The organism is Curtobacterium sp. ME-Dv--P-122a (assembly GCF_030209645.1).
Classification (GTDB): domain Bacteria; phylum Actinomycetota; class Actinomycetes; order Actinomycetales; family Microbacteriaceae; genus Curtobacterium; species Curtobacterium flaccumfaciens.
In genome coordinates this window covers 233,067-252,102 of sequence record NZ_JARVRO010000008.1, presented here as the reverse complement: position 1 = coordinate 252,102, position 19,036 = coordinate 233,067, and the positions used below count along the sequence as shown (strand labels likewise).

The window sequence follows — 19,036 nt, the reverse complement described above, 5'->3', positions numbered from 1 at the left end:
TCCTTCCCATCGCACCCGCGCTGGAAAGCGGAAACGGGCGTACCTGGTCGGAAGAACCGACCAGGTACGCCCGTTTCGACCAGGTACGCCCGGAACGACCAGGTACGCCCGACCCGTCAGTGGGCGGAGTAGCCGCCGTCCACCAGGTGGTAGCTGCCCGTGATGAACGAGGCCTTGTCGCTCAGCAGGAACAGCACGAGCGCGGCGACCTCGGCGTCGGTGCCGAGCCGCTTCGAGGCGTGCTCGTCCTCGAGTGCCGCGATGGCCTCGGGCGAGAGCGACTTGCGGAGCAGCGGGGTGTCGATGAACCCGGGGCCCACGGCGTTCGTGCGGACGCCCTGCGACGAGTACTCGAGCGCGGCGACCTTGGTCAGCCCGGCGAGCGCGTGCTTCGAGGCGACGTAGGCCGCGTTCTGGGCCATGCCGACCGTGCCGAGCACCGACGCCATGTTCACGATCGCGCCACCGCCGGCGGCCACCATCGCGGGGATCTCGTAGCGCAGCCCGTAGAAGACGCCGTCCAGGTCGACCGCGCGGACGCGGTCCCAGGCGGCGATGTCGTACTCGCCGATCGGCTGCGGTGCTGCGCCGATGCCGGCGTTGTTCACGGCCAGGTGCAGCGCGCCGAACGTGTCGACCGCGAACTGCACCATGCGCTCGTTGTCCGCGGCGACCGCGGAGTTCGCCTCGAACGCGCGGGCGGTGCCACCGGCCTCCACGATCGACGCGGCGACGCGCTCGGCGCCCGCCAGGTTGATGTCGGCGACGACCACCGTGGCGCCCGCCGCGGCGAGCTCCTTCGCGACCGACTCACCGATGCCGCTGCCACCACCGGTGACGACGGCGACCTTGCCCTCGAACTCGGACATGTTCTCCTTCTCTCTCGGCAACACGTGTTGTCTACGACCACGGTACACCCGAAATGAAGTTCGTTTGCTGAACTAATGAGATAGGCTAACGACCGATGACCGACGCCACCGACCTCCGCATCGCGGTGAACCGGCTGTCCCGCACCCTCCGTGCCCAGAAGGCCGACTCGAGCGTCACGGACGCACAGTTCTCCGCACTCGCCCGACTGCACCGCGACGGTGCCATGACCCTGGCCGACCTGAGTCGGCAGGACGGCGTCACCCCGCCCTCGATGACGAAGACCATCGCGGTGCTGGTCGAGCGGGGCCTGGTGTCGAAGTGCGGGCACGGCGACGACCGCCGCAAGGTGCTGCTCGGCGCGACGCCCGCCGGAGCGTCCTTCGTCGAGGAGACCCGACGCCGCCGCGACGGCTGGCTCACCCCGCGACTCGCAGCACTCACCGCCGACGAGCGGAGCACCCTCGCCGACGCCACCGAGATCATGAGGAGGCTGGCCCAGCAGTGACCGCCATGTTCCGCTCCCTCGCCGGACGCAACTACCGCATCTGGTTCGCCGGGGCCCTGGTGTCGAACGTCGGCACCTGGATGCAGCGCACCGCCCAGGACTGGATCGTGCTGACCCAGCTCTCGGACAACAACGCCGTCGCGGTGGGCATCACGATGGCCCTGCAGTTCGGCCCCCAGCTGCTGCTCCTGCCGCTCACCGGGCTCGCCGCCGACCGGTTCGACCGCCGGAAGATGCTCATGCTGACCCAGGGCCTGATGGGGCTGCTCGGGCTGGGGCTCGGCGTCATGGTCCTCACCCACACCGCCACCCTGCTCGCGCTGTACGGCTTCGCGCTGGCACTCGGCATCGTCGCCGCGTTCGACGCCCCGATCCGGCAGGCCTTCGTCTCCGACGTCGTGCAGGGCGAGGACGTCTCGAACGCCGTCGCCCTGAACTCCGCGTCGTTCAACGCCGCCCGCCTGATCGGCCCCGCGGTGGCCGGTGTGCTCATCGCGGCGATCGGCTCCGGATGGGTGTTCGTCATCAACGCCGGGTCGTTCCTGGCCGTCCTGCTCGCACTCCGGTTCGTCGACCCCGCCCAGCTCGCCGAACGGGTCCGGGCGGGCCGCGGCAAGGGGCAGATCGTCGCCGGCTTCCGGTACGTCCGCACCCGACCGGACATCGTCGTCGTGCTCTGCATGATCTTCGTCGTCGGCACGTTCGGCGTGAACTTCCCGATCTTCACCTCGACGATGGCGCGGGTCGAGTTCCACCAGGGCGCCGGCGAGTTCGGGCTGCTCAACTCGGTGATGGCGGTCGGCTCGGTGCTCGGTGCGCTGCTGTCCGCCCGCCGGGACAAGCCGCGGATGCGCACCCTCGTGCTCGCCGCCGGCGGGTTCGGGCTCGCGTGCACGGCCGCAGCCCTCGCCCCGACGTACTGGACCTTCGCGATCGTGCTGGTGTTCGTCGGGCTCGCGTCCCTGACCTTCATGACCACGGCGAACGCCCTGGTGCAGACCACGACGAAGCCCGCGATGCGTGGCCGCGTGATGGCGCTCTACATGGCGATCTTCGCGGGTGGCACCCCCATCGGCGCCCCGCTCGTCGGTGCCGTCGCCGACGCCTTCGGCCCGCGCTGGGCGATCGTCGTCGGCGCGGCCTCGGGCTTCGTCGCACTCGGGATCGCGCTCGTCTGGCTCGTCCGGTACCAGCGGGTCCGGCTGCGCTACGACGCCGACTCGCGGCTGCACCTGGCGATCACGCACGCCGTGCCGGTGGTCGGCTCACGCGCGGCGCTCCGTCGCGAGCTGGAACGCGACGAGGCACTCGCCGACCGCTCCAGCGCCGTCTGACGGACCGGCAGGTCGCCCTGCCCGTCGGCCGACGGCCCGTGACGCACCGACCGTCGGACGGGAGGCCCGCACCGACGCCGCCACGGGCCTCCCGTCCGGCGTCACCCGCGCACACGGCCACGGTCACGACGCGCAGACCGGCCCGGTCCCGCCACACCCGTGCCGCCCCGGCTCCGGACACGCGCGCCCGGTGGGCTCAGAGCACGGGTGCGGACGACGCGAAGACGCGCTCGTCGAGGGCCGCAGCGACGCGGTCGGCAGCGACCGCCAGCCGTTGCCCGACGTCACCCGCCACCGCGAGGGCCGACTCTTCGGGGATGCCGTCGAGCAGGGCGCGGACCTCGTCGAACCCGGCGACCTCGTCCGCGACGCAGGACGGCGCGACGTCGGCCAGGCACTCGGCCGCGCGGTGCACCGTGAACCGCAACGACCGCGGGCTGTGCGCGTCGAGGAGCAGGAAGGCGGCGGCGTCGGACGGCACCGGGGCGTGGTCACGGCCGCGCAGGAAGGCCTCGCCCGCGCCGCACGCCCGGAGCGCCGCCGTCCACGAGGTGACCGCATCCGGCTCGAGCAGCCGCGACGCCAGCAGCCGTGCGGTGGAGGCGCAGCGGGTGAGCGAGCGTCCGAGGGTGAAGAACTCCCACACCTCGTCACGGCTGGCGTCCCCCTCGACCACACCGATGGCGAGGGCACTGCGCTCCCGCACCCAGCCGAGGAACTCGTGCGCCCGGTCGGGAGCGATCTTCCGGGGCATCCGCGACCGCGTGACGTCGAGGCAGTCCCAGAGCTCGCTCGAGACGACCTCGCGGGCACGGCGTGCGTGGTCGCGGGCGACGGCGACCGCGGCGGCGATGGACGCGGGTTCGTGCCGGTCGAGCGCGAGGGCGTCGACGGTGGCGGCACGGTCCGGGTCGTTCGCGGGGCCGGTGGTCCCGATGACGCTGCGGAGCTCGGTGGACACGAGCCGGTCGTCGTCGAGGGTGCCCGGTTCGCGACGCGCGACGTAGACGTCGAGCAAGCGTGCGACGACGTCGGTGCGCTCCACCGCGCTCCCCACGTGGAAGACGTTCCCCGCGAGGCGGCTCAGCACGGCTGCTCCTGCATGTCCAGAACCTAACGAGCCGGCGTTGCCGGGGTGTTACAGAACCGCGTCACGGGTGTTGCAGGTGTCCCGTCTCCGCGCTCGCTAGACAATCTAACTAGAGCGTCTAGCATTGGGGCATGACGTCCGAGGTGATGACCAGCACCGCGGGGTACTGGTACGAGGACTCCGCGGTCTCCGCCGTGGACGTCCTCAACGCCCTGCGGCGGTACCGGACGGCCGAGAGCGCTGCCCAGCGCCGAGCGCGCGAGGCACTGGGGATCGGCGAGAACGCCCTGCTGGCGATCCGGTTCCTGATCGACGCCGAGCACGACGGCCGCACCGTCAACGCGAAGGACCTCGCCGAGCGGCTCGAGATCACGGCGGCGTCGACGTCGGCGCTCGTCGACCGGCTCGTCCGCAGCGGTCACGTCGAACGGCACGCCGACCCGAACGACCGCCGTGGGGTGATCCTCACCGCCACCGGCACCTCGATGCGGCACGCGCTCCGGGTCATCGAGGAGCTCGACGCCCGCGCGCTCGAGGTCACCGAGCACCTGCCGAGCAACGAGATGGCCGTCGTCGTGGACTTCCTGGACGAGATGGTCCGCGTCGTGGACGAGCTCGACGCCGGGCCGCACCACCCCCGTCGCGCGTAACCTGGACCGCATGGACCCTCGTGGCGAGCACCACCCCGAGGACGACATGCCGTTCGCGGAGCTCGACTCGCGAGCCCGCGCCGACGCCGCACTCCGACGCATCCAGGCCGGGTCCGATCCCGCTCGTGAGGCGTTCGACCTCGCCAACACCATGAACGACGAGGCCGTGGGGCGGCTCACGAAGCGCCTGCGGCGGTTGTTCCGTCGGGGCTGATCGGTCGGCGGATCCGTGCCTGTGTGTGCGCGTGCGTTCGCGTGCGTGCGTGCGTGCGTTCGCCCGTGCGTCAGAACGCGGTGCCGACCGCGGCGATGTCGTCGCCCCCGTGCCCGGCTGCGCTGGCATCGGCGTAGACGCGCCCGAGTGCCTCGAGCAGCGTGGTGGACACCCCGGAGGTCCGGGCGGCATCGGTGATGAGTCCGATGTCCTTCCGCAGCCCGTCGAGTGCGAACTGGGCGGGGAACTCGTGGGCGATCATCGCGGCGCCCTTGGTGTGGGCGTAGGCGGAGTCGCTCGCACTGCCCTCGATGGCCTGCAGGAACAGCGCGGGGTCGAGCCCGAGCGCCGCCGCGAGGGCCAGGGACTGCCCGGTCGCCGCGGTGATCGAGGCGATCCAGGCGTTGGCGGCGAGCTTGAGTGCGGTGCCGTCGCCGACGTGGTCGCCGGCACGGACGGTCTTCGCGCCGATCGCGTCGAGCACGGGGTCGACACGGTCGAGCAGGTCCGCCGGTCCGGCCGCGAGCATCGTGAGCGTGCCCTGTTCGGCGGGGGCCTTCGTGCCGAGCATCATCGCCTCGACGAGGGTGATGCCGTACTTCTCGGCCAGCTGCACGATCGTCGCGGTGCCGTCGACCCCGATCGTCGAGGCCTGCACCCAGACGGCGTCGGTCGGGGCGTCGCCGGCAGCCTGCTCGAGGACGTCGACGACCGCATCGGTGTCGAACAGGGTGAGCAGGACGACCTCGGCGTGCTCGACGGCAGTGCCCGGGTCGCTCGCCACCGTCGCGCCGCGGTCACCCAGGGGCGAGGCCTTGTCGGCACTGCGGTTCCAGACCGTCACCTCGTGGCCGTCGCGCAGCAGTGATCCCGCCACGCCGGCGCCCATCGCACCCGTCCCCAACACCGTCACTCGCACGTGCGTCTCCGTCCTGGCGCGACACCGTGCCGCGACCGCTCCGACGCTACGCCCGACGCCGTCAGAGGAGCCCGCGAGCCCGCAGCCAGGCGGCCGGGTCGATCGGGGTGCCGGCCACGATGACCTCGAAGTGCAGGTGGGCGCCGGTCGAGACGCCCGTGTTGCCGACGGCCCCGAGGCGCTCCCCCGCGCGGAGGACCTGGCCGGGGCGGACGTCGATCGCCGACAGGTGCCCGTACCGGGTCGCGGTGCCGTCGGCGTGCCGCAGGAGGACCTGGTTGCCGTAGCCACCGAGCACACCCGCCGAGACGACCCGGCCGGGCAGCGCGGCGACGACCGGGGTCCCGATGGCCGCGGCGAAGTCGACCCCCTGGTGGTTCGACGAGCAGGCCGCGCAGCCGACGACCCAGCGGGAGCCGAAGCCACCGGCGTCCGGGATCGCACCGACCGTGGGGCGGGCGGCGCCACCGGTCGAGCCCGAGCCACCGGGGACCCGGAGCGCTGCGGCAGCACGGCCGACCGAGAAGTCGTCGCGGCCGGCGGTCGGACCGGTCGAACCGTCGGCGACGAAGTGCTGCGTGCCGATGGCTGCCGACGTGGGTTCCGGAGCGGCCGGAGCGGCGACGGCGGTCTGCGGGGAGCCGACCGCGACGAACAGGCACGTGACGGCGGTCACCGCCGCGGCGGGGAGGGTCCGCCGGGCGGGGATCCGGAAGGACGCGGGGCGGTGGCGCGCGGGAGCGGCGGGAGCGGCGGGCTGCTCGGGTGCGGCGGGCTGCACGGGAGCGGCAGGCTGCGTGGGCCGGATGCGTCGTGTGGGCTGGGTGGAAGCCGAGGTGGCGGGAGGGGGCACCGCCACCCCGGCGGCTCGGAGCGGCCCCGGCTGTGCAGCGTGCCGTGCACGGCGCGGCCGGGGCGCGGTCGGTCGGTCGGCGGCGTGACGCTCGGCACCGCGTGGGCGCCGGGGCAGGCCGTCGTCGGGGGTCGTCATCGTGCGGCGCCCGGCCCGGTCAGACGCGGACGACGCCGTCACGGGCGATCCGGTCCAGCTCGCACACGACGGCGTCGACGACCGCGCGGGTGATCGCGTCGGCGACGGTCTCGACCAGGACGAGGTGCTCGGGGCGGATCGTGACCTCGGTCACCAGGGCCGATGCCACCCGGACTGGGATCTCGTCGATCGCGGCGACGAGGGCGGCCGGCACCAGCGTGGAGTCACCCGGACGGACGGGCGCGGACATCGGTGAGGTGGGCACCGGGGTCACGACGGCGAGCGCCGGTGCGGGAGTGGAGTGCGGAGCGTCGGCCTGATCGCGACGCTGGGCGATGGAGTCGAAGAGCGGGGTGGAGGACATGCTGCGGACGGTCCGATCTGGAAGTCGTGGCTGGTCGTTCTCGGGCGACCGGCGATGGCGGCGTGCCGAGCGGCACGTCCGCCATTCAACCATCGATATTTCAGATGTGCAATAGTGACCGGACAGTCGCGGGGATCAGTCGGGGTCGACGGCGGCAGCGGTCGGGTCGTCCGGCTGCAGCGCACGACGGACCCGTTCCACGATCGTCGCGGGCGGGTTGTTGTAGGTGTTCGCCGGTTCCTGGCCGCTGAGCTCCTGGATCGCCGCCATCACGGCATCGGTCGCGTGGCGCCGAGCACGACCGGACGACGCCTCGCCGAAGGACGACAGGTCGATCGGCTGCCCGAACTCGATCGTCACGCGGGCGAGCTTCGGCAGCCGGGACCCGACCGGCTGGACGTCCTCGGTGCCGGTGAGCGCGACGGGCACCACGGGGGCACCGCTCGTCAGCGCCAGCCACGCCACACCCGTGCGGCCCTTGTAGATCCGGCCGTCGAGCGAGCGCGTGCCCTCCGGGTAGATCGCGAACGCCTCGCCCTCCTGCAGGCGTGCCAGCCCGAGGTCGAGGGCCTGCTGAGCCGCCGCACCCGCACCGCGCTCGACCCCGATGGCACCGATTCCGCCGAAGAACGCGCGCGAGACCGCTCCCTTGAGGCCCGAACCCGTGAAGTACTCCTGCTTCGCCAGGAACGACACCTTGCGCGGCGCCATGAGCGTGATCGCGGGCGAGTCGATGAACGAGCGGTGGTTGCTCGCGAGGATCACCGCACCACGCTTCGGGACGTTCCGACGACCGATGATCTTCGGGCGCCACAGCAACCGGGCGAGCGGGGTCACCACCGCGCGACTGAGCACGGTGGCGAACTTCGTCGAACCGGACACCGGACCTCCTCGTGGTGACGAGCTACCGAGTGTAATGAGGCGCGCGGAGGGTACATGCCCGGAACGGCATGCAGTGGTGGCCGGGCGTCAGTCGGCCGCGGCGACGACGTCGAGGACCGCGCGTCCGTACCGCTCGAGCTTCGCCGCGCCGACGCCGGAGATCTCGCCGAGCTGGTCGACGTCGGCCGGTCGGACGGCGGAGATGCCCCGGAGCGTCGCGTCGTTGAACACGACGTACGCGGGGACGCCCTGCTCGCGGGCTTCGGCTGCACGCCAGGCACGCAGGGCCTCGAACAGGCCCACGGCTTCCTGCGGCATGTCGGTGACGACCGTCCGTCGGCTGCTGCGTCCGGCCCGCGGAGCCTTGACCGGGTCGCGACGCATCCGCACCTGCACCTTGCCGGTCAGGACCTCGGCGCTCGTGGGACTGAGGACGACCGTGCCGAAGCCGTCGCCTGACACCGCCGCGTAGCCCTGGGCCAGCACCTGTCGTGCGACCGCGCGCCACTCGCCCTCGGACAGGTCCGCGCCGATGCCGAAGGTCGCCAGCGTGTCGTGTTGGAGTTCCTGCACGCGGGGCGACTGCTTGCCGATCAGGATGTCGACGAGGTGCGAGACGCCGTACCGCTGGCGGCGCTCACGCTCGAGCCGCACGACGGTGGACAGCAGCTTCTGCGCGGGGACGGTGCCGTCCCACGACTCCGGCGGCGCGATGCACGTGTCGCAGTTGCCGCACGCCGTGCTCTCCTGACCGAAGTACGCGAGCAGCCGCACCCGGCGGCACTCGATCGTCTCGCACAGGCTGAGCATGGCGTCGAGGTGGGCGCTGAGCTGCCGACGGTGTGCGGCGTCGCCCTCGGACTGGTCGATCATGCGCCGCTGCTGCACGACGTCGTTCAGGCCGTACGCGAGCCAGGCGGTGGCCGGCAGCCCGTCACGACCCGCACGGCCGGTCTCCTGGTAGTAGCCCTCGACCGACTTCGGCAGGTCGAGGTGCGCCACGAACCGGACGTCGGGCTTGTCGATGCCCATGCCGAACGCGATCGTCGCCACCATGACGACGCCGTCCTCGCGCAGGAACGTCGACTGGTTGCGGGCACGAACCCGGGCGTCGAGGCCCGCGTGGTACGGCAGGGCGTTGATTCCCTGATCGGCAAGAGCGGACGCGGTGCGCTCCACGGAGTTGCGGGACAGGCAGTACACGATGCCGGCGTCGCCACTGTGCTCCGTGCGGATGAAGGTGAGCAGCTGCTGCAGCGCCCCGGTCTTCGGCTCGATGCGGTACTGGATGTTCGGCCGGTCGAAGTCGGCGACGAAGTGCGCGGCGTCGTCGAGGCCGAGCCGTGCGGAGATCTCGCGGTGGGTCTGCGGCGTCGCGGTGGCGGTCAAGGCGATGCGCGGCACCGTCGGCCACCGCTCGTGCAGGACGCTCAGCTCGAGGTAGTCCGGGCGGAAGTCGTGCCCCCACTGGGCGACGCAGTGTGCCTCGTCGATGGCGAACAGCGAGACGCGCGCCCGGTCGAGGAGCGCACGGGTGGACTCGAGCCGGAGCCGCTCGGGCGCGAGGTAGAGCATGTCGACCTCGCCCTGCACCACGGCACGCTCGACCCGGGACCGTTCGTCGGGGCCCTGCGTGGAGTTGAGGAACGCGGCGCGCACGCCGTTCGCCGCCAGGGCGTCGACCTGGTCCTGCATGAGGGCGATGAGCGGCGACACCACGACCCCGACGCCGTCGCGGACGAGCGACGGCACCTGGTAGCAGAGCGACTTGCCGCCACCGGTCGGCATGAGCACCAGGGCGTCGCCACCGGCCACCACCTGGTCGATGATGGCCGCCTGCTCGCCGCGGAAGTCGTCGTAGCCCCACACACGGTGCAGCACGTCGAGCGCAGCGGCACGGGGTGCGGACACGGCAGCGGGAGCAGGCACGGCAGCGGACGCGGGCGTGGTGCTCATGCCACGAGCCTACGGGCGACCGGCGACACCCACCGCACTGTCCACAGCACCGTCCGTACCGGAACCGGCACGGTGGTCGGGACCGGCCACGTCGTCGGCGCGGGCCGGCGTGGTCGCCCAGCCCGTGCCTCCAGGCCGGGTCCAGCGGACGCCGCCCGCCCAGGCCGGGGTCACACCGCGGAACCGGGGCGCCTCGTGCCCGGCGAACCGACGGTCCAGCCCCCGCCACCACGCCAGGAACTCGACCATGCCCCAGAACGCGAGCGACGTGACGAGGGTGACGAGCGTCCCCTGCCACGTGCCGTTCGCGTCCGACGAGGTCAGGTCGATCCCGGACCAGCCGGGCGCCTGCAGCACGAAGATCATGATGTTGTTGAACGCGTGCTGCAGGACCGTGGCCTCGAGCCCGCCGGTCCGGAGGACGATGATCGCCGCGATCAGGCCGAACGAGCCGACGTCGAGGATGCCCCAGACGTTGTAGCCGTTCGGGATGTGCAGCACCGCGAAGACGACCGTCGAGACCGCCACGGCGATGACCGTGCCGACGCGACGCGGGATCCACGACGCGACGGTCTGCATGAGGAAACCGCGGAAGATGTACTCCTCGGCAGCGCCCTGGAACGGGACGAGCAGGACGACGAGGACGATCGTCAGGCTGAGCGTGCCGAGGGAGACCGTCGACTGACCGATCGCGTCGTGGTTCCAGGCGAAGCCGCCGTCGGTCGTGATCATCCCGCCGTCCCAGAACAGGCCGGTCTGCCAGACGAACATGAACGCCGCGATGACGAGCGTCGGCAGCAGGCACCAGGCAGTCCAGGCCCACCGGACCCGGAACCGCGTCGACGACAGGATGCCGGCCGGTCCGATCCGCGCGATCTTGACGGCGAGCAGGATGCCCGGCAGCAGGACCACGAGCGAGACGAGCGACATCGAGAGCACGACCGGGTCGGTGGGGTCGAGCGCACCGCTCGCCAGGTCGTTCTGCAACTGGATCAGGCCGTCGGCGCCCTGTGCGCGGAGGATCGGCACGAAGTACGCGACCGCGATGACGATCTGCGACACGAGGTACCACCCCGCCAGGAATGCGAGGGCGACGAGCGGCCGCCACCACCTCCACCGTCCGTCGATCCGGGGCAGGCGCTGGTAGGGAACACTCACGCACCGCAGGGTACCGGGCCGGGCAGGATGGGAGCCGTGCTCACCGTCCTGTTCGGCCTGTCCGGCGCGATCGTCTACGGGTTCGCCGACTTCCTGGGCGGGCTCGCCTCGCGCCGGGTCCGACCGGTCGTCGTCACGGCGGTGGCCGCCGCGATCGGGATCGTGCCGCTGCTCGTCGGACTGGTGGTCCTGGGTGGCGTGTTCTCGTGGCCGGCTGCGGTCTGGGGTGCGGTCGCCGGCCTCTCCGGCGGTGTCGGGGTCCTGCTGCTCTACGCGGCGCTCGCGATCGGGCCGATGAGCGTGCTCTCCCCCGTCACCGCGGTCTTCGCGGCCGTCGTGCCGGTGCTCGTCGCGGTGTTCCGCGGCACGGTGCTGTCACCCGTGGCGACCGGCGCGCTCGTGGTCGCGGTCGTCGCGGTGGTCCTGGTCGCGGTGGTCCGGGACGCCTCGGGTGCGCGGCTCACCGCCCGGGGCGTGGTCGCCGCCGCCGTCGCCGGGTGCGGCTTCGGCGGGATCGTGCTGGCCTACGACATGACGCCGTCGGACTCGGGCATCGCACCCCTCGTGGTCGCGCGGGTGCTGCAGGCGGTGCTGCTGGGTGCGGCGGCGATCGTCGTCGTGCTCCGGACGGGAGGCCCGGTGTCCGCCCCGACGTCGGCCCGCTCCGACGGGGCTGCCGCCGTCCGCGGGCCTCGGTCGGGTCGCGCATGGGGTCCGCGGCTGCTGGTCACCGTGGCCGTGTGCGGCGTCTTCGACGCGATGGCGAACGTGTTCATCCAGGCGGGGCTGCACAGCAACGACGACCCGGCGACCCTGCCCGTCGTGAGTGTGCTCAACGCGCTCTACCCGATCGGCACGGTGGTGCTGGCCGGGGTGGTGCTGCGGGAACGGTTGACCGCGCAGCAGTGGATCGGCATCGTGCTGGCGTTCGTCGCGTCGGTGGCGCTGGCGTTGGCGTAGGGCGGGCGCGGGTCGCGGCGGGGTCGGGCGGGGCCGGGCGGGGCCGGGCGGGGCCGGGCACGGTGCAGAGTCGTTCGAACCGTGCGGGGTTGACCGCCCGGTGCGGACTTGCAGCACCGCACCGAGCCGCCAACGCCGCACCGGATGAGCGAACCCGCACGGTGCGACGGGCGGGCGCGGTCAGGCGTCGGGGATGAGGCGCTTGCCGAGCGAGACCGTGCGGTCGTCGGTGTAGCCGAGGGACGCGTAGAACCCGAGAACCTGCTCGTTGCCCGCACGCACCTGCAGATTGAGCTTCGGGCAGCCGAGGTCGGTCAGGAGCCGCTCGAACTCGGCCATCAGGGTGCGACCGAGGCCGGAGCCCTGCAGGTCCGGGCGCACGGCGAGGTAGTTCACCCAGCCGCGGTGCCCGTCGAAGCCGGCCATGCCCGCGGCGACCACGCCGATGTCGTCGGCCTGGGGCTCGGCGACCAGGAAGAGCTCGGGCTGGACGGTCAGCTTGCGCGCGATGTCACGTCGAGGGTCGTTCCAGGGTCGAACGAGGCCACACGATTCCCACAGGGCGACGACCGCATCGGTGTCCTCGGTGCGGAAAGGGCGGATCCGGTACTCCATGCCCCCACGTTAACGGGGGTGGGGAGAACGTCGTCACCGGCCTGTCGCCGTGATCTGATAGACCTGTCCGACCACCCAGCCGATCAGGAGCCCCGTGACCGCACACGACACCCTCCCGTCGCGCCGCAGCGCACGGGACGACGAAGCCGGTTCGCGGTCCCGGCGTTCCCCGCGCAGACGGCAGACGGTCGGCGGCGCGATCGTGTCGCTCATCGCCGAGTTGCTCATCATCGCGGGCGCCGGCACCGGCCTGTACGTCGTGTGGACGGCGTGGTGGACCGACGTGGTCGCCGTGAACGAGCAGACGAAGCTCGTGCAGGGCCTCGACCAGGTCAAGACCCCGAAGGTCGAGGGCACCGAGCACCGCGGCACCGCACCCGTGCTGGACGAACCGCCGGGGTTGTCGGACGTGTTCGGCACGATGCAGATCCCCCGGTTCGGCAAGGACTACAACCGGCCGATCGGCGAGGGCACGGATCGTGAGAAGGTCCTCAACACCATCGGGCTCGGCCACTACCAGGACACCGCGATGCCCGGCGCCCCCGGCAACTTCGCCGTCGCCGGACACCGGGTCACCTACGGCAAGCCCCTCAACCAGATCGCGGAGCTCAAGAAGGGCGACTCGGTCGTGGTCCGGGTCACCGACGCGAAGACGAAGTTCGACGTCTGGTACGTCTACAAGGTCACCGACAGCCAGATCGTCACGCCCGACAAGATCGAGACGATCGCGCCGGTGCCGAACAAGCCGGGCGTGGAACCGACCCCCCAGGACCGCTGGCTCACGCTGACCGCCTGCCACCCGATGTGGTCCGCGGCGGAGCGGTTCGTGACGCACGCGAAGCTCGACTACTGGATGCCCGCGTCCGAGGGCACCCCGAAGGAACTCTCGGAGACCGCCAAGTGATCTTCCCCTTGGTCTGGCGGCTGCTGCCCGGCCCCACCGCCCTGAAGGTGCTCGAGCTGCTCGTGCTCCTCGTCGCCATCGTGTTCGTGCTGTTCCAGTGGGTGTTCCCGTGGATCGCGGCGGACATCCTGCCGCCGCCGGACGGCACGGTGGAGTCGACGCCGACCCCGTAGCGTCTGGTCGGGTCTGGTCAGACCGTGGTCGTCACCTGCGACCCGCCGGCCGGGGTGCGCCGCACCGCGATCCGCTCCGGGATCCGCTGCTTGAGTTCCTCGACGTGGCTGACGATCCCGACCTGTCGCCCGCCCGCGGTCAGTCGCGACAGCTGCCCGATGACGTCGTCGAGCGTCTCGGGGTCGAGCGTGCCGAACCCCTCGTCGACGAACAGGGTGCCGAGCGAGACCCCGCCGGCCTCGGCCTGCACGACGTCGGCCAGCCCGAGCGCCAGGCACAGCGACACGGTGAACGTCTCGCCGCCCGACAGGCTGCGGGGGTCGCGGACGGTGTCGGTCGTGTGGTCGTGCACGGCGAGGGCGAGCCCCGTCCGTCGCGCCCGTGACCCGGATTCCCGTTCGTCGGAGGTCTCGAGGGTGAAGCGCCCGGCGAGCATGCCGCGCAACCGGTCGTTCGCCGCCGCCACGACGTCCTCGAAGCGCCGCATGAGCACGTAGGTGCCGAGCGTGATGCCGGTCGGGTTGACCGATGCCACCCCGTTCGCGACGTCGGCGAGCCGGACGACCGCACGGCTGCGGGCCGAGGTCTCCTGTCGGGCACGGACGGTGCGGTCGACCTCGGTCGCACACTGCTCGACGGCCTCGGCGCGGTGCGCTGCGGTCACCGCGAGCCGGGTGGCCTCGTCGAGCTCGGCCGTCGCGCGGACCCGTTCGGCCTGGGCCGCCGGCACGTCGAGCTGCTCCGGATCGTCGTCGGCGGCCTGCACCACCGCGGGGTCCTCGAGCCCTGCCCGCACGACGGCGCGTTCGGCCTCGGCGGCGCTGATGCTGCTGCGGAAGCGTGCGACGGTGTCGGGGTCGAGCAGGCCGGCTCGTGCGGCGTCGACGTCGGGGAACCCCTGCTCGTCGAGGACCCGGGCGACCTCGGCGCTGCGCTCGTCGCGGGCGCGGGCAGCGGCAGCCGCGCGGTCGTCGGCCTCGGCGACGGCGCGGAGCACCGTCAGCCGTCCGTCGAGTTCGTCGACCACGGCCCGGAGCGACGCAGGCGAGCTGCCGTCGTCGCTGTCGAGCAGTGCTGCGAGCCGGTCGATCGCCTCGTGCACCGATCGCAGGTCGGCCTCGAGCCGCTCGGCATCGGAGGCCGCGGTCGACGCGAGCACCGTGCGCCGGGCATCGAGGTCGTTCCGTTCGCGCTCGAGCGCCCGCGTCGCGGTGTCGTGCGCCGTCCGCTCGCGCTCGTGCTCCAGCACCAGCGCCGCCGCGTCGTGCGCCGCTCGGACCCGCTCGTTGGCGGCCACCGCCATGGCGTCGAGGGCGACCGTGTCGACGGTGCCGACGACGTCGGTCAGCCGGAGGTGCTCGGCGCGCTCGACGGCCAGGTCGGCCGCGGCGTCGGCGAGCTGCTGGTCGGCCGTACGCGTGGCGTCGCCCGCGGACTCCACCGCCTGGATCGTCGGGTGGTCGTCCTGCGGCGCGGCCACCGACGGGTGCGCCGTCGATCCGCAGACCGGGCAGGGGTCGCCGGGGGTCAGCGCGGCACCGAGCTCTCCGGCGAGTCCGGCGATCCGCCGCTCGCGCAGGGAGCGTTCGGCGTCGAGCGCCTCGGTGGCCCGACGGCGGGCATCTGCCACGATGCGTTCGGCACCGGCGACCCGCAGTTCGGCGCGGTCGCGCGCGGCCAGGCCGGCGCGGAGCGACTGCACCCGGGCGACCTCGTGCGCGGCGGCCTCGGCGTCGGCAGCGGTCGTCGAGGCGGTGCGGGCGGCCTCGACGATCCGGGCTCGTTCCGTCGGCCGGGCTTCGAGCGCGGTGTCGAGGGCGGCGAGGTCGTCGGTGAGCCGCGATGCGGTCGCGGTGGCCTCGGCGATGGCGGTGCGTCTGGTGTCTGCATCGGCCTCGACCGCGACGAGGTGCCGGACGTCGGACAGGGCGTCGGTCAGGGCGTCGCGGCGCCGGGCGACCTGCTGTGCGTCGACGGCGTCGAGTGCGTGCTGCTCGCGCAGTCGGGCGGCTGCCGCGGCGGAGTCGTCCGCCCGGACGGTCGCGGCGTCGAGGCCGTCGGCCACCGCGGCGACCCGGGCGGCGCGCTCGGCCGTCGCGACCGCGGCCCGCGCCTGCTCGATCGCCGGGGCGTCGTCGTCGAGGACCGTCTGCCGCCGCAGCAGCGCCGCTCGCCGTTCGAGGGCGGCCGCACGGGCCGTCACCGATCGCTCGTGTTCGGTCGCCGCCGTCGCAGCGGCAGCCGCAGCCGTCCGGGCCGCCCCGGCCGCGTCGGCCGTCGCACGGAGGGACGCCACCGTGCCGGCGACGACGGACTCGTCGGCCTCGGCGAGGTCGGCCGCCTGCGCGAACCGGGCCAGGGCGTCTCGGACACGGTCGTCGGCCCCCTCGACCTCGGCCTGCACGGCCCGGCGGCGAGCGGCGAGCTCGTCGGCGGTGCGGTCGTAGACCTGGGTGCCGAACAGCGACTGCAGGAGCTTCCGGCGGTCTTCCCCCGGGGAGCGGAGGAACCGTGCGAACTCGCCCTGCGGCAGCACCACGGTCTGCAGGAACTGCGCGCGGTCGAGCCCGACGATCCGGGCGATCTCGACCCCGACCTCGGGGATGCGGGACGACATGGGTTCGCCGGCGACGTCGGTCGGCGCGGCGAGCCGGAACAGCTGCACCGACGCCTGCTGCTTCACCGTGCCGGTCCCCCGCTGCTTCGGGCGGTCGTACTGCGGGGTGCGCCGGACCCGGTACGTACCCGCACCGGTCTCGAACACGAGCTCGACGAACGGCTCGACCGCGGGGTCGGCGTGCTGGCTGTGCAGCCGGTCGGAGCTGGCGTCGGAACCGGCGAGTCCGCCGTACAGGGCGAACACGACGGCGTCGATGATCGTCGACTTGCCGGAACCGGTCGGCCCTTCGAGCAGGAAGACCCCGGACGCGGCCAGCGCCGCGAAGTCGATCGTCACGAGGTCGGGGTACGGCCCGATGGCGCGCAGTTCGAGTCGGTGCAGGTACATCAGCGGTCCCCCTCACGCTGCAGGGCGAGCGCCGCGGCCTCGTACGCCTCGGTGAGCACCGCCCGTTCGTCGTCGTCGGGCAGCCCGCCGGTGGCGAAGGCCACGAAGTCGCCGGCGACCTCGACCGGGTCAGACGTCGCGGTGACGGCCCGCGCGGCGGTGGCGGCCGGCCGGTCCGCCGGTTCGTGCGTGATCGCCAGGGCGTGCGGGAAGTGGTCCTTCACGCGGGCGTACATGCGTTCCGGGTGCACGGTGTCGGTCACCGCGACGCGGACCCAGGCGTCGGCATCGGCCTGGAACTCCCCGGACTCGATGGCGTCGATGCTGCCCCGGACATCGACGAGGCGCCGTGGCACCGGGGTCGGCACGAGCTCGACGGTGACGGCACCCGCCGAGTCGAGGTCGGCGATCGTCACGGACTTCCGCTGGTGCCGCTCGCCGAACGAGAACGCCAGCGGCGACCCGGCGTACCGGATCCGGTCGCCCTCGCCGACACGCTGCGGGCCGTGCAGGTGCCCGAGGGCGACGTAGTCGAACCCGTCGAACACCGACTCGGCCACACGGTCGACCCCGCCGACACGGATGTCCTGCTCACTGTCGCTCGGGTCGGCGCCCCCGGCGAAGGCGTGCGCGACGACGACGCTGCGGGTGCCGGCCCGCGTCGCCACGTCGGCGCGGATCCGTTCGGTGGCGGCGTGCACGACGGCGTGGTGCGAGCGGGCGAGGGGTTCGTCGGGGACCGCCGCCAGGGCGTACCGCGTGAGGTCGGGGTGCAGGTACGGGATGCCGTACACGGCCACCGGGCCGTCGTCGTCGGGCACGAGCACCGGATCGGCCACGTGGGCGGGCTCCGCGAGGATGCGGACGCGCTGCCCCATCACGCCGGCCCCGAAGCCGAGCCGTGCGGCGGAGTCGTGGTTGCCCGGCGTGAGGACCACCGTCGTGGTCTCGGCGAGGCGCTCCAGCACGCGGGAGAGCATGCGGACGGCGTCCACCGGCGGGATCGCACGGTCGTAGACGTCGCCGGCGATGACGACGAGGTCGACCGCGCGCTCGCGGGCGAGGTCGACGAGCCAGTCGGTGAACGCGGCCTGGTGCTCGAGCAGGTCGGCACCCAGCAGTGTGCGGCCGAGGTGCCAGTCGCCGGTGTGCAGGATGCGCATGCCGCCACGGTAACGCCGGCCGGGGACATCCCCGGGCACCTCGCGGTGCCGTGTGGAGGACTCAGGCGGTCACGCAGCTGGCGGACGCCAGGCCGAGGACCGACACGACCCGGACCTTGACGGTCGGTGTGCTCGTCGCGGTCCAGTTGTTGCCGAGGTTCGTGCGGAGGCGCAGCTCGTACGTCGTGCCGAGGTTCAGGAGTCCGGCGCCCCCGTAGACCATCGAACGGGCACCGGCGGTCGTCGCGCTGGCCACCTGTGTCGTCCCGTTTATCAGGTCGAACGACACCGGCACGGTCGCCCCGTTGTCGTAGGTCCAGGCGATCGTCACCGTGTTCGACCCGGCCGGCACACAGGTCAGGGTGGGGACACCGGTCGCCGTGCCCGCCGTGAAGGTCGCGGTCGGTGCGACGGTGGTCCGCGACCACGGGGCCGCGTCCGCCGCTCCGGGCAGCAGCACGCCAGCCGCCGCCGCGAGCGCGAGCACCGCGGCGCCCCCACCGAGGCGGCGCAGCCGCCGCCTGCGACGGACTCGTCGACGCAGCGCGCGACGGGTGAGGACGGTGGGCGCGGCGGACGGGAGGCCCGTGGCGGCGCCGTCCCGCGCCTCCAGGCCGTCGTCCGTACCGTCCACCGGACCGGCGGCGTCGTCCGGGCCGGCCGCGTCGTCCGGACCATCGGCTGCGTCGTCGTCGGCCTCGACGAGTCGCCGGAGCGACCCGTCGATCGTGCAGAGCGCGAGCACCGCGGTCAGGCCGAGCGCGAGCATCGCGACCAGACCCCACTCCCCCGCGCTGATCCACCGGATCGGTGTCCCGATGAACGGGATGCGCAGGAAGGCGATGCCGTGCACGGCGGAGCGCTCGATCGGTGTGGAGTCCTGCTGCGGGTTGGCGTCGCCCTTCGTGACCATGGTGCCGCCGGGGCCGTCCTCGACGTAGCGGTGCATGCGCAGGCGGTCCGCCTGGTCCGGGTCGTCGGCGAGCAGGACCTTGCCCGTGGCGATCTCGCCCGAGCCGACCGGACGCGAGACGACCACGTCGCCGGGGACGATCCGCGGCTCCATCGAACCGGTCATCACGGTGGTCGGCTGCCACCCGATGAGCGCCGGTGCGGCCGCCCAGAGCGCGAGGCCGAGCAGCGTCGCGACCACGCCCCTGGCGAGGGTGGCGACGACGACGCGCCCCCAGTCGACGGCGTCACGGACCGCTGCGTGCGGTGCGGGACCACCGTGCACTGCGATGCTGCTCATGACTGCCTTCGACCGGGGGCGCGTTGCG

Annotated in this window: 19 protein-coding genes; 7 read left to right on the top strand and 12 right to left on the bottom strand. The window is 73.0% G+C overall.

Annotation, left to right across the window (positions count from 1 at the left end):
• Positions 1-116: 116 nt before the first annotated feature.
• Entirely contained in the window at positions 117-869 is a 753-nt protein-coding gene (locus QRN49_RS10370; protein ID WP_071406021.1) for an SDR family NAD(P)-dependent oxidoreductase, read from the bottom strand.
• A 95-nt stretch (positions 870-964) separates the two neighbouring features.
• On the opposite strand from QRN49_RS10370, the gene QRN49_RS10365 reads away from it, so the two are divergent.
• Together QRN49_RS10365 and QRN49_RS10360 are read left to right on the top strand one after the other, a co-directional pair.
• Positions 965-1,375, top strand: coding sequence for a MarR family winged helix-turn-helix transcriptional regulator (locus tag QRN49_RS10365; RefSeq protein WP_259475545.1), 411 nt, complete (start codon positions 965-967; stop codon positions 1,373-1,375).
• 5 nt (positions 1,376-1,380) lie between these two features.
• Positions 1,381-2,709, top strand: coding sequence for an MFS transporter (locus QRN49_RS10360; RefSeq protein ID WP_350309133.1), 1,329 nt, complete (start codon positions 1,381-1,383; stop codon positions 2,707-2,709).
• Between the two features lie 196 nt (positions 2,710-2,905).
• On the opposite strand, the gene QRN49_RS10355 is transcribed toward QRN49_RS10360, so the two are convergent.
• On the bottom strand, positions 2,906-3,799 hold the full coding sequence (locus QRN49_RS10355; protein ID WP_071406023.1) for an alpha-E domain-containing protein: 894 nt from the start codon (positions 3,797-3,799) through the stop codon (positions 2,906-2,908).
• 131 nt (positions 3,800-3,930) lie between these two features.
• Between QRN49_RS10355 and QRN49_RS10350 the strand changes: the two genes are divergently transcribed.
• Positions 3,931-4,449 carry a MarR family winged helix-turn-helix transcriptional regulator gene (locus QRN49_RS10350; RefSeq protein ID WP_111024943.1) on the top strand — a complete coding sequence of 173 codons (519 nt, stop codon included), beginning with the start codon at positions 3,931-3,933 and terminating at the stop codon, positions 4,447-4,449.
• Between the two features lie 10 nt (positions 4,450-4,459).
• Entirely contained in the window at positions 4,460-4,663 is a 204-nt protein-coding gene (locus QRN49_RS10345) for a hypothetical protein (RefSeq protein ID WP_027465064.1), read from the top strand.
• A gap of 70 nt (positions 4,664-4,733) precedes the next feature.
• On the opposite strand, the gene QRN49_RS10340 is transcribed toward QRN49_RS10345, so the two are convergent.
• The 6 genes from QRN49_RS10340 to QRN49_RS10315 form a co-directional block, all read right to left on the bottom strand.
• Complete coding sequence (locus QRN49_RS10340; protein WP_284755676.1) at positions 4,734-5,570, bottom strand: NAD(P)-dependent oxidoreductase; 837 nt, start codon at positions 5,568-5,570, stop codon at positions 4,734-4,736.
• A gap of 73 nt (positions 5,571-5,643) precedes the next feature.
• Positions 5,644-6,363: a M23 family metallopeptidase gene (locus QRN49_RS10335; protein ID WP_284755598.1), complete on the bottom strand. Its 720-nt coding sequence runs from the start codon at positions 6,361-6,363 to the stop codon at positions 5,644-5,646.
• A 229-nt stretch (positions 6,364-6,592) separates the two neighbouring features.
• A complete protein-coding gene (locus tag QRN49_RS10330; protein WP_110864343.1) occupies positions 6,593-6,937 on the bottom strand; it encodes a hypothetical protein in 345 nt (114 codons plus the stop codon).
• A 135-nt stretch (positions 6,938-7,072) separates the two neighbouring features.
• Positions 7,073-7,819, bottom strand: coding sequence for a lysophospholipid acyltransferase family protein (locus QRN49_RS10325; RefSeq protein WP_111030846.1), 747 nt, complete (start codon positions 7,817-7,819; stop codon positions 7,073-7,075).
• A gap of 87 nt (positions 7,820-7,906) precedes the next feature.
• Positions 7,907-9,775 carry a DNA helicase RecQ gene (recQ, locus tag QRN49_RS10320; RefSeq protein ID WP_284755594.1) on the bottom strand — a complete coding sequence of 623 codons (1,869 nt, stop codon included), beginning with the start codon at positions 9,773-9,775 and terminating at the stop codon, positions 7,907-7,909.
• 9 nt (positions 9,776-9,784) lie between these two features.
• Positions 9,785-10,933 carry a CPBP family intramembrane glutamic endopeptidase gene (locus tag QRN49_RS10315; RefSeq protein WP_284755592.1) on the bottom strand — a complete coding sequence of 383 codons (1,149 nt, stop codon included), beginning with the start codon at positions 10,931-10,933 and terminating at the stop codon, positions 9,785-9,787.
• 36 nt (positions 10,934-10,969) lie between these two features.
• Here QRN49_RS10315 and QRN49_RS10310 point away from each other — a divergent pair, with 36 nt between their 5' ends.
• On the top strand, positions 10,970-11,893 hold the full coding sequence (locus QRN49_RS10310; protein ID WP_284755590.1) for an EamA family transporter: 924 nt from the start codon (positions 10,970-10,972) through the stop codon (positions 11,891-11,893).
• A gap of 180 nt (positions 11,894-12,073) precedes the next feature.
• Here the strand turns inward: QRN49_RS10310 and QRN49_RS10305 are convergent, their stop codons facing one another.
• The gene (locus tag QRN49_RS10305; RefSeq protein WP_284755588.1) at positions 12,074-12,508 is read right to left on the bottom strand and encodes a GNAT family acetyltransferase; all 435 of its coding nucleotides are present in this window, start codon (positions 12,506-12,508) and stop codon (positions 12,074-12,076) included.
• A 94-nt stretch (positions 12,509-12,602) separates the two neighbouring features.
• Here QRN49_RS10305 and QRN49_RS10300 point away from each other — a divergent pair, with 94 nt between their 5' ends.
• Both QRN49_RS10300 and QRN49_RS10295 read left to right on the top strand, forming a co-directional pair.
• Complete coding sequence (locus QRN49_RS10300) at positions 12,603-13,412, top strand: class E sortase (RefSeq protein WP_244993373.1); 810 nt, start codon at positions 12,603-12,605, stop codon at positions 13,410-13,412.
• The gene (locus QRN49_RS10295) at positions 13,409-13,585 is read left to right on the top strand and encodes a hypothetical protein (RefSeq protein ID WP_156463787.1); all 177 of its coding nucleotides are present in this window, start codon (positions 13,409-13,411) and stop codon (positions 13,583-13,585) included. The genes QRN49_RS10300 and QRN49_RS10295 overlap by 4 nt, the downstream gene beginning before the upstream one ends.
• Before the next feature lie 17 nt (positions 13,586-13,602).
• Here QRN49_RS10295 and QRN49_RS10290 read toward each other — a convergent pair whose 3' ends face one another.
• From QRN49_RS10290 to QRN49_RS10280, 3 genes are all read right to left on the bottom strand, one after another.
• A complete protein-coding gene (locus QRN49_RS10290; protein ID WP_284755585.1) occupies positions 13,603-16,593 on the bottom strand; it encodes an AAA family ATPase in 2,991 nt (996 codons plus the stop codon).
• The gene (locus tag QRN49_RS10285; protein WP_284755582.1) at positions 16,593-17,756 is read right to left on the bottom strand and encodes a metallophosphoesterase family protein; all 1,164 of its coding nucleotides are present in this window, start codon (positions 17,754-17,756) and stop codon (positions 16,593-16,595) included. The genes QRN49_RS10290 and QRN49_RS10285 overlap by 1 nt, the downstream gene beginning before the upstream one ends.
• Before the next feature lie 61 nt (positions 17,757-17,817).
• Positions 17,818-19,008 carry a S24/S26 family peptidase gene (locus QRN49_RS10280; protein WP_284755580.1) on the bottom strand — a complete coding sequence of 397 codons (1,191 nt, stop codon included), beginning with the start codon at positions 19,006-19,008 and terminating at the stop codon, positions 17,818-17,820.
• Between the last annotated feature and the right edge of the window lie 28 nt (positions 19,009-19,036).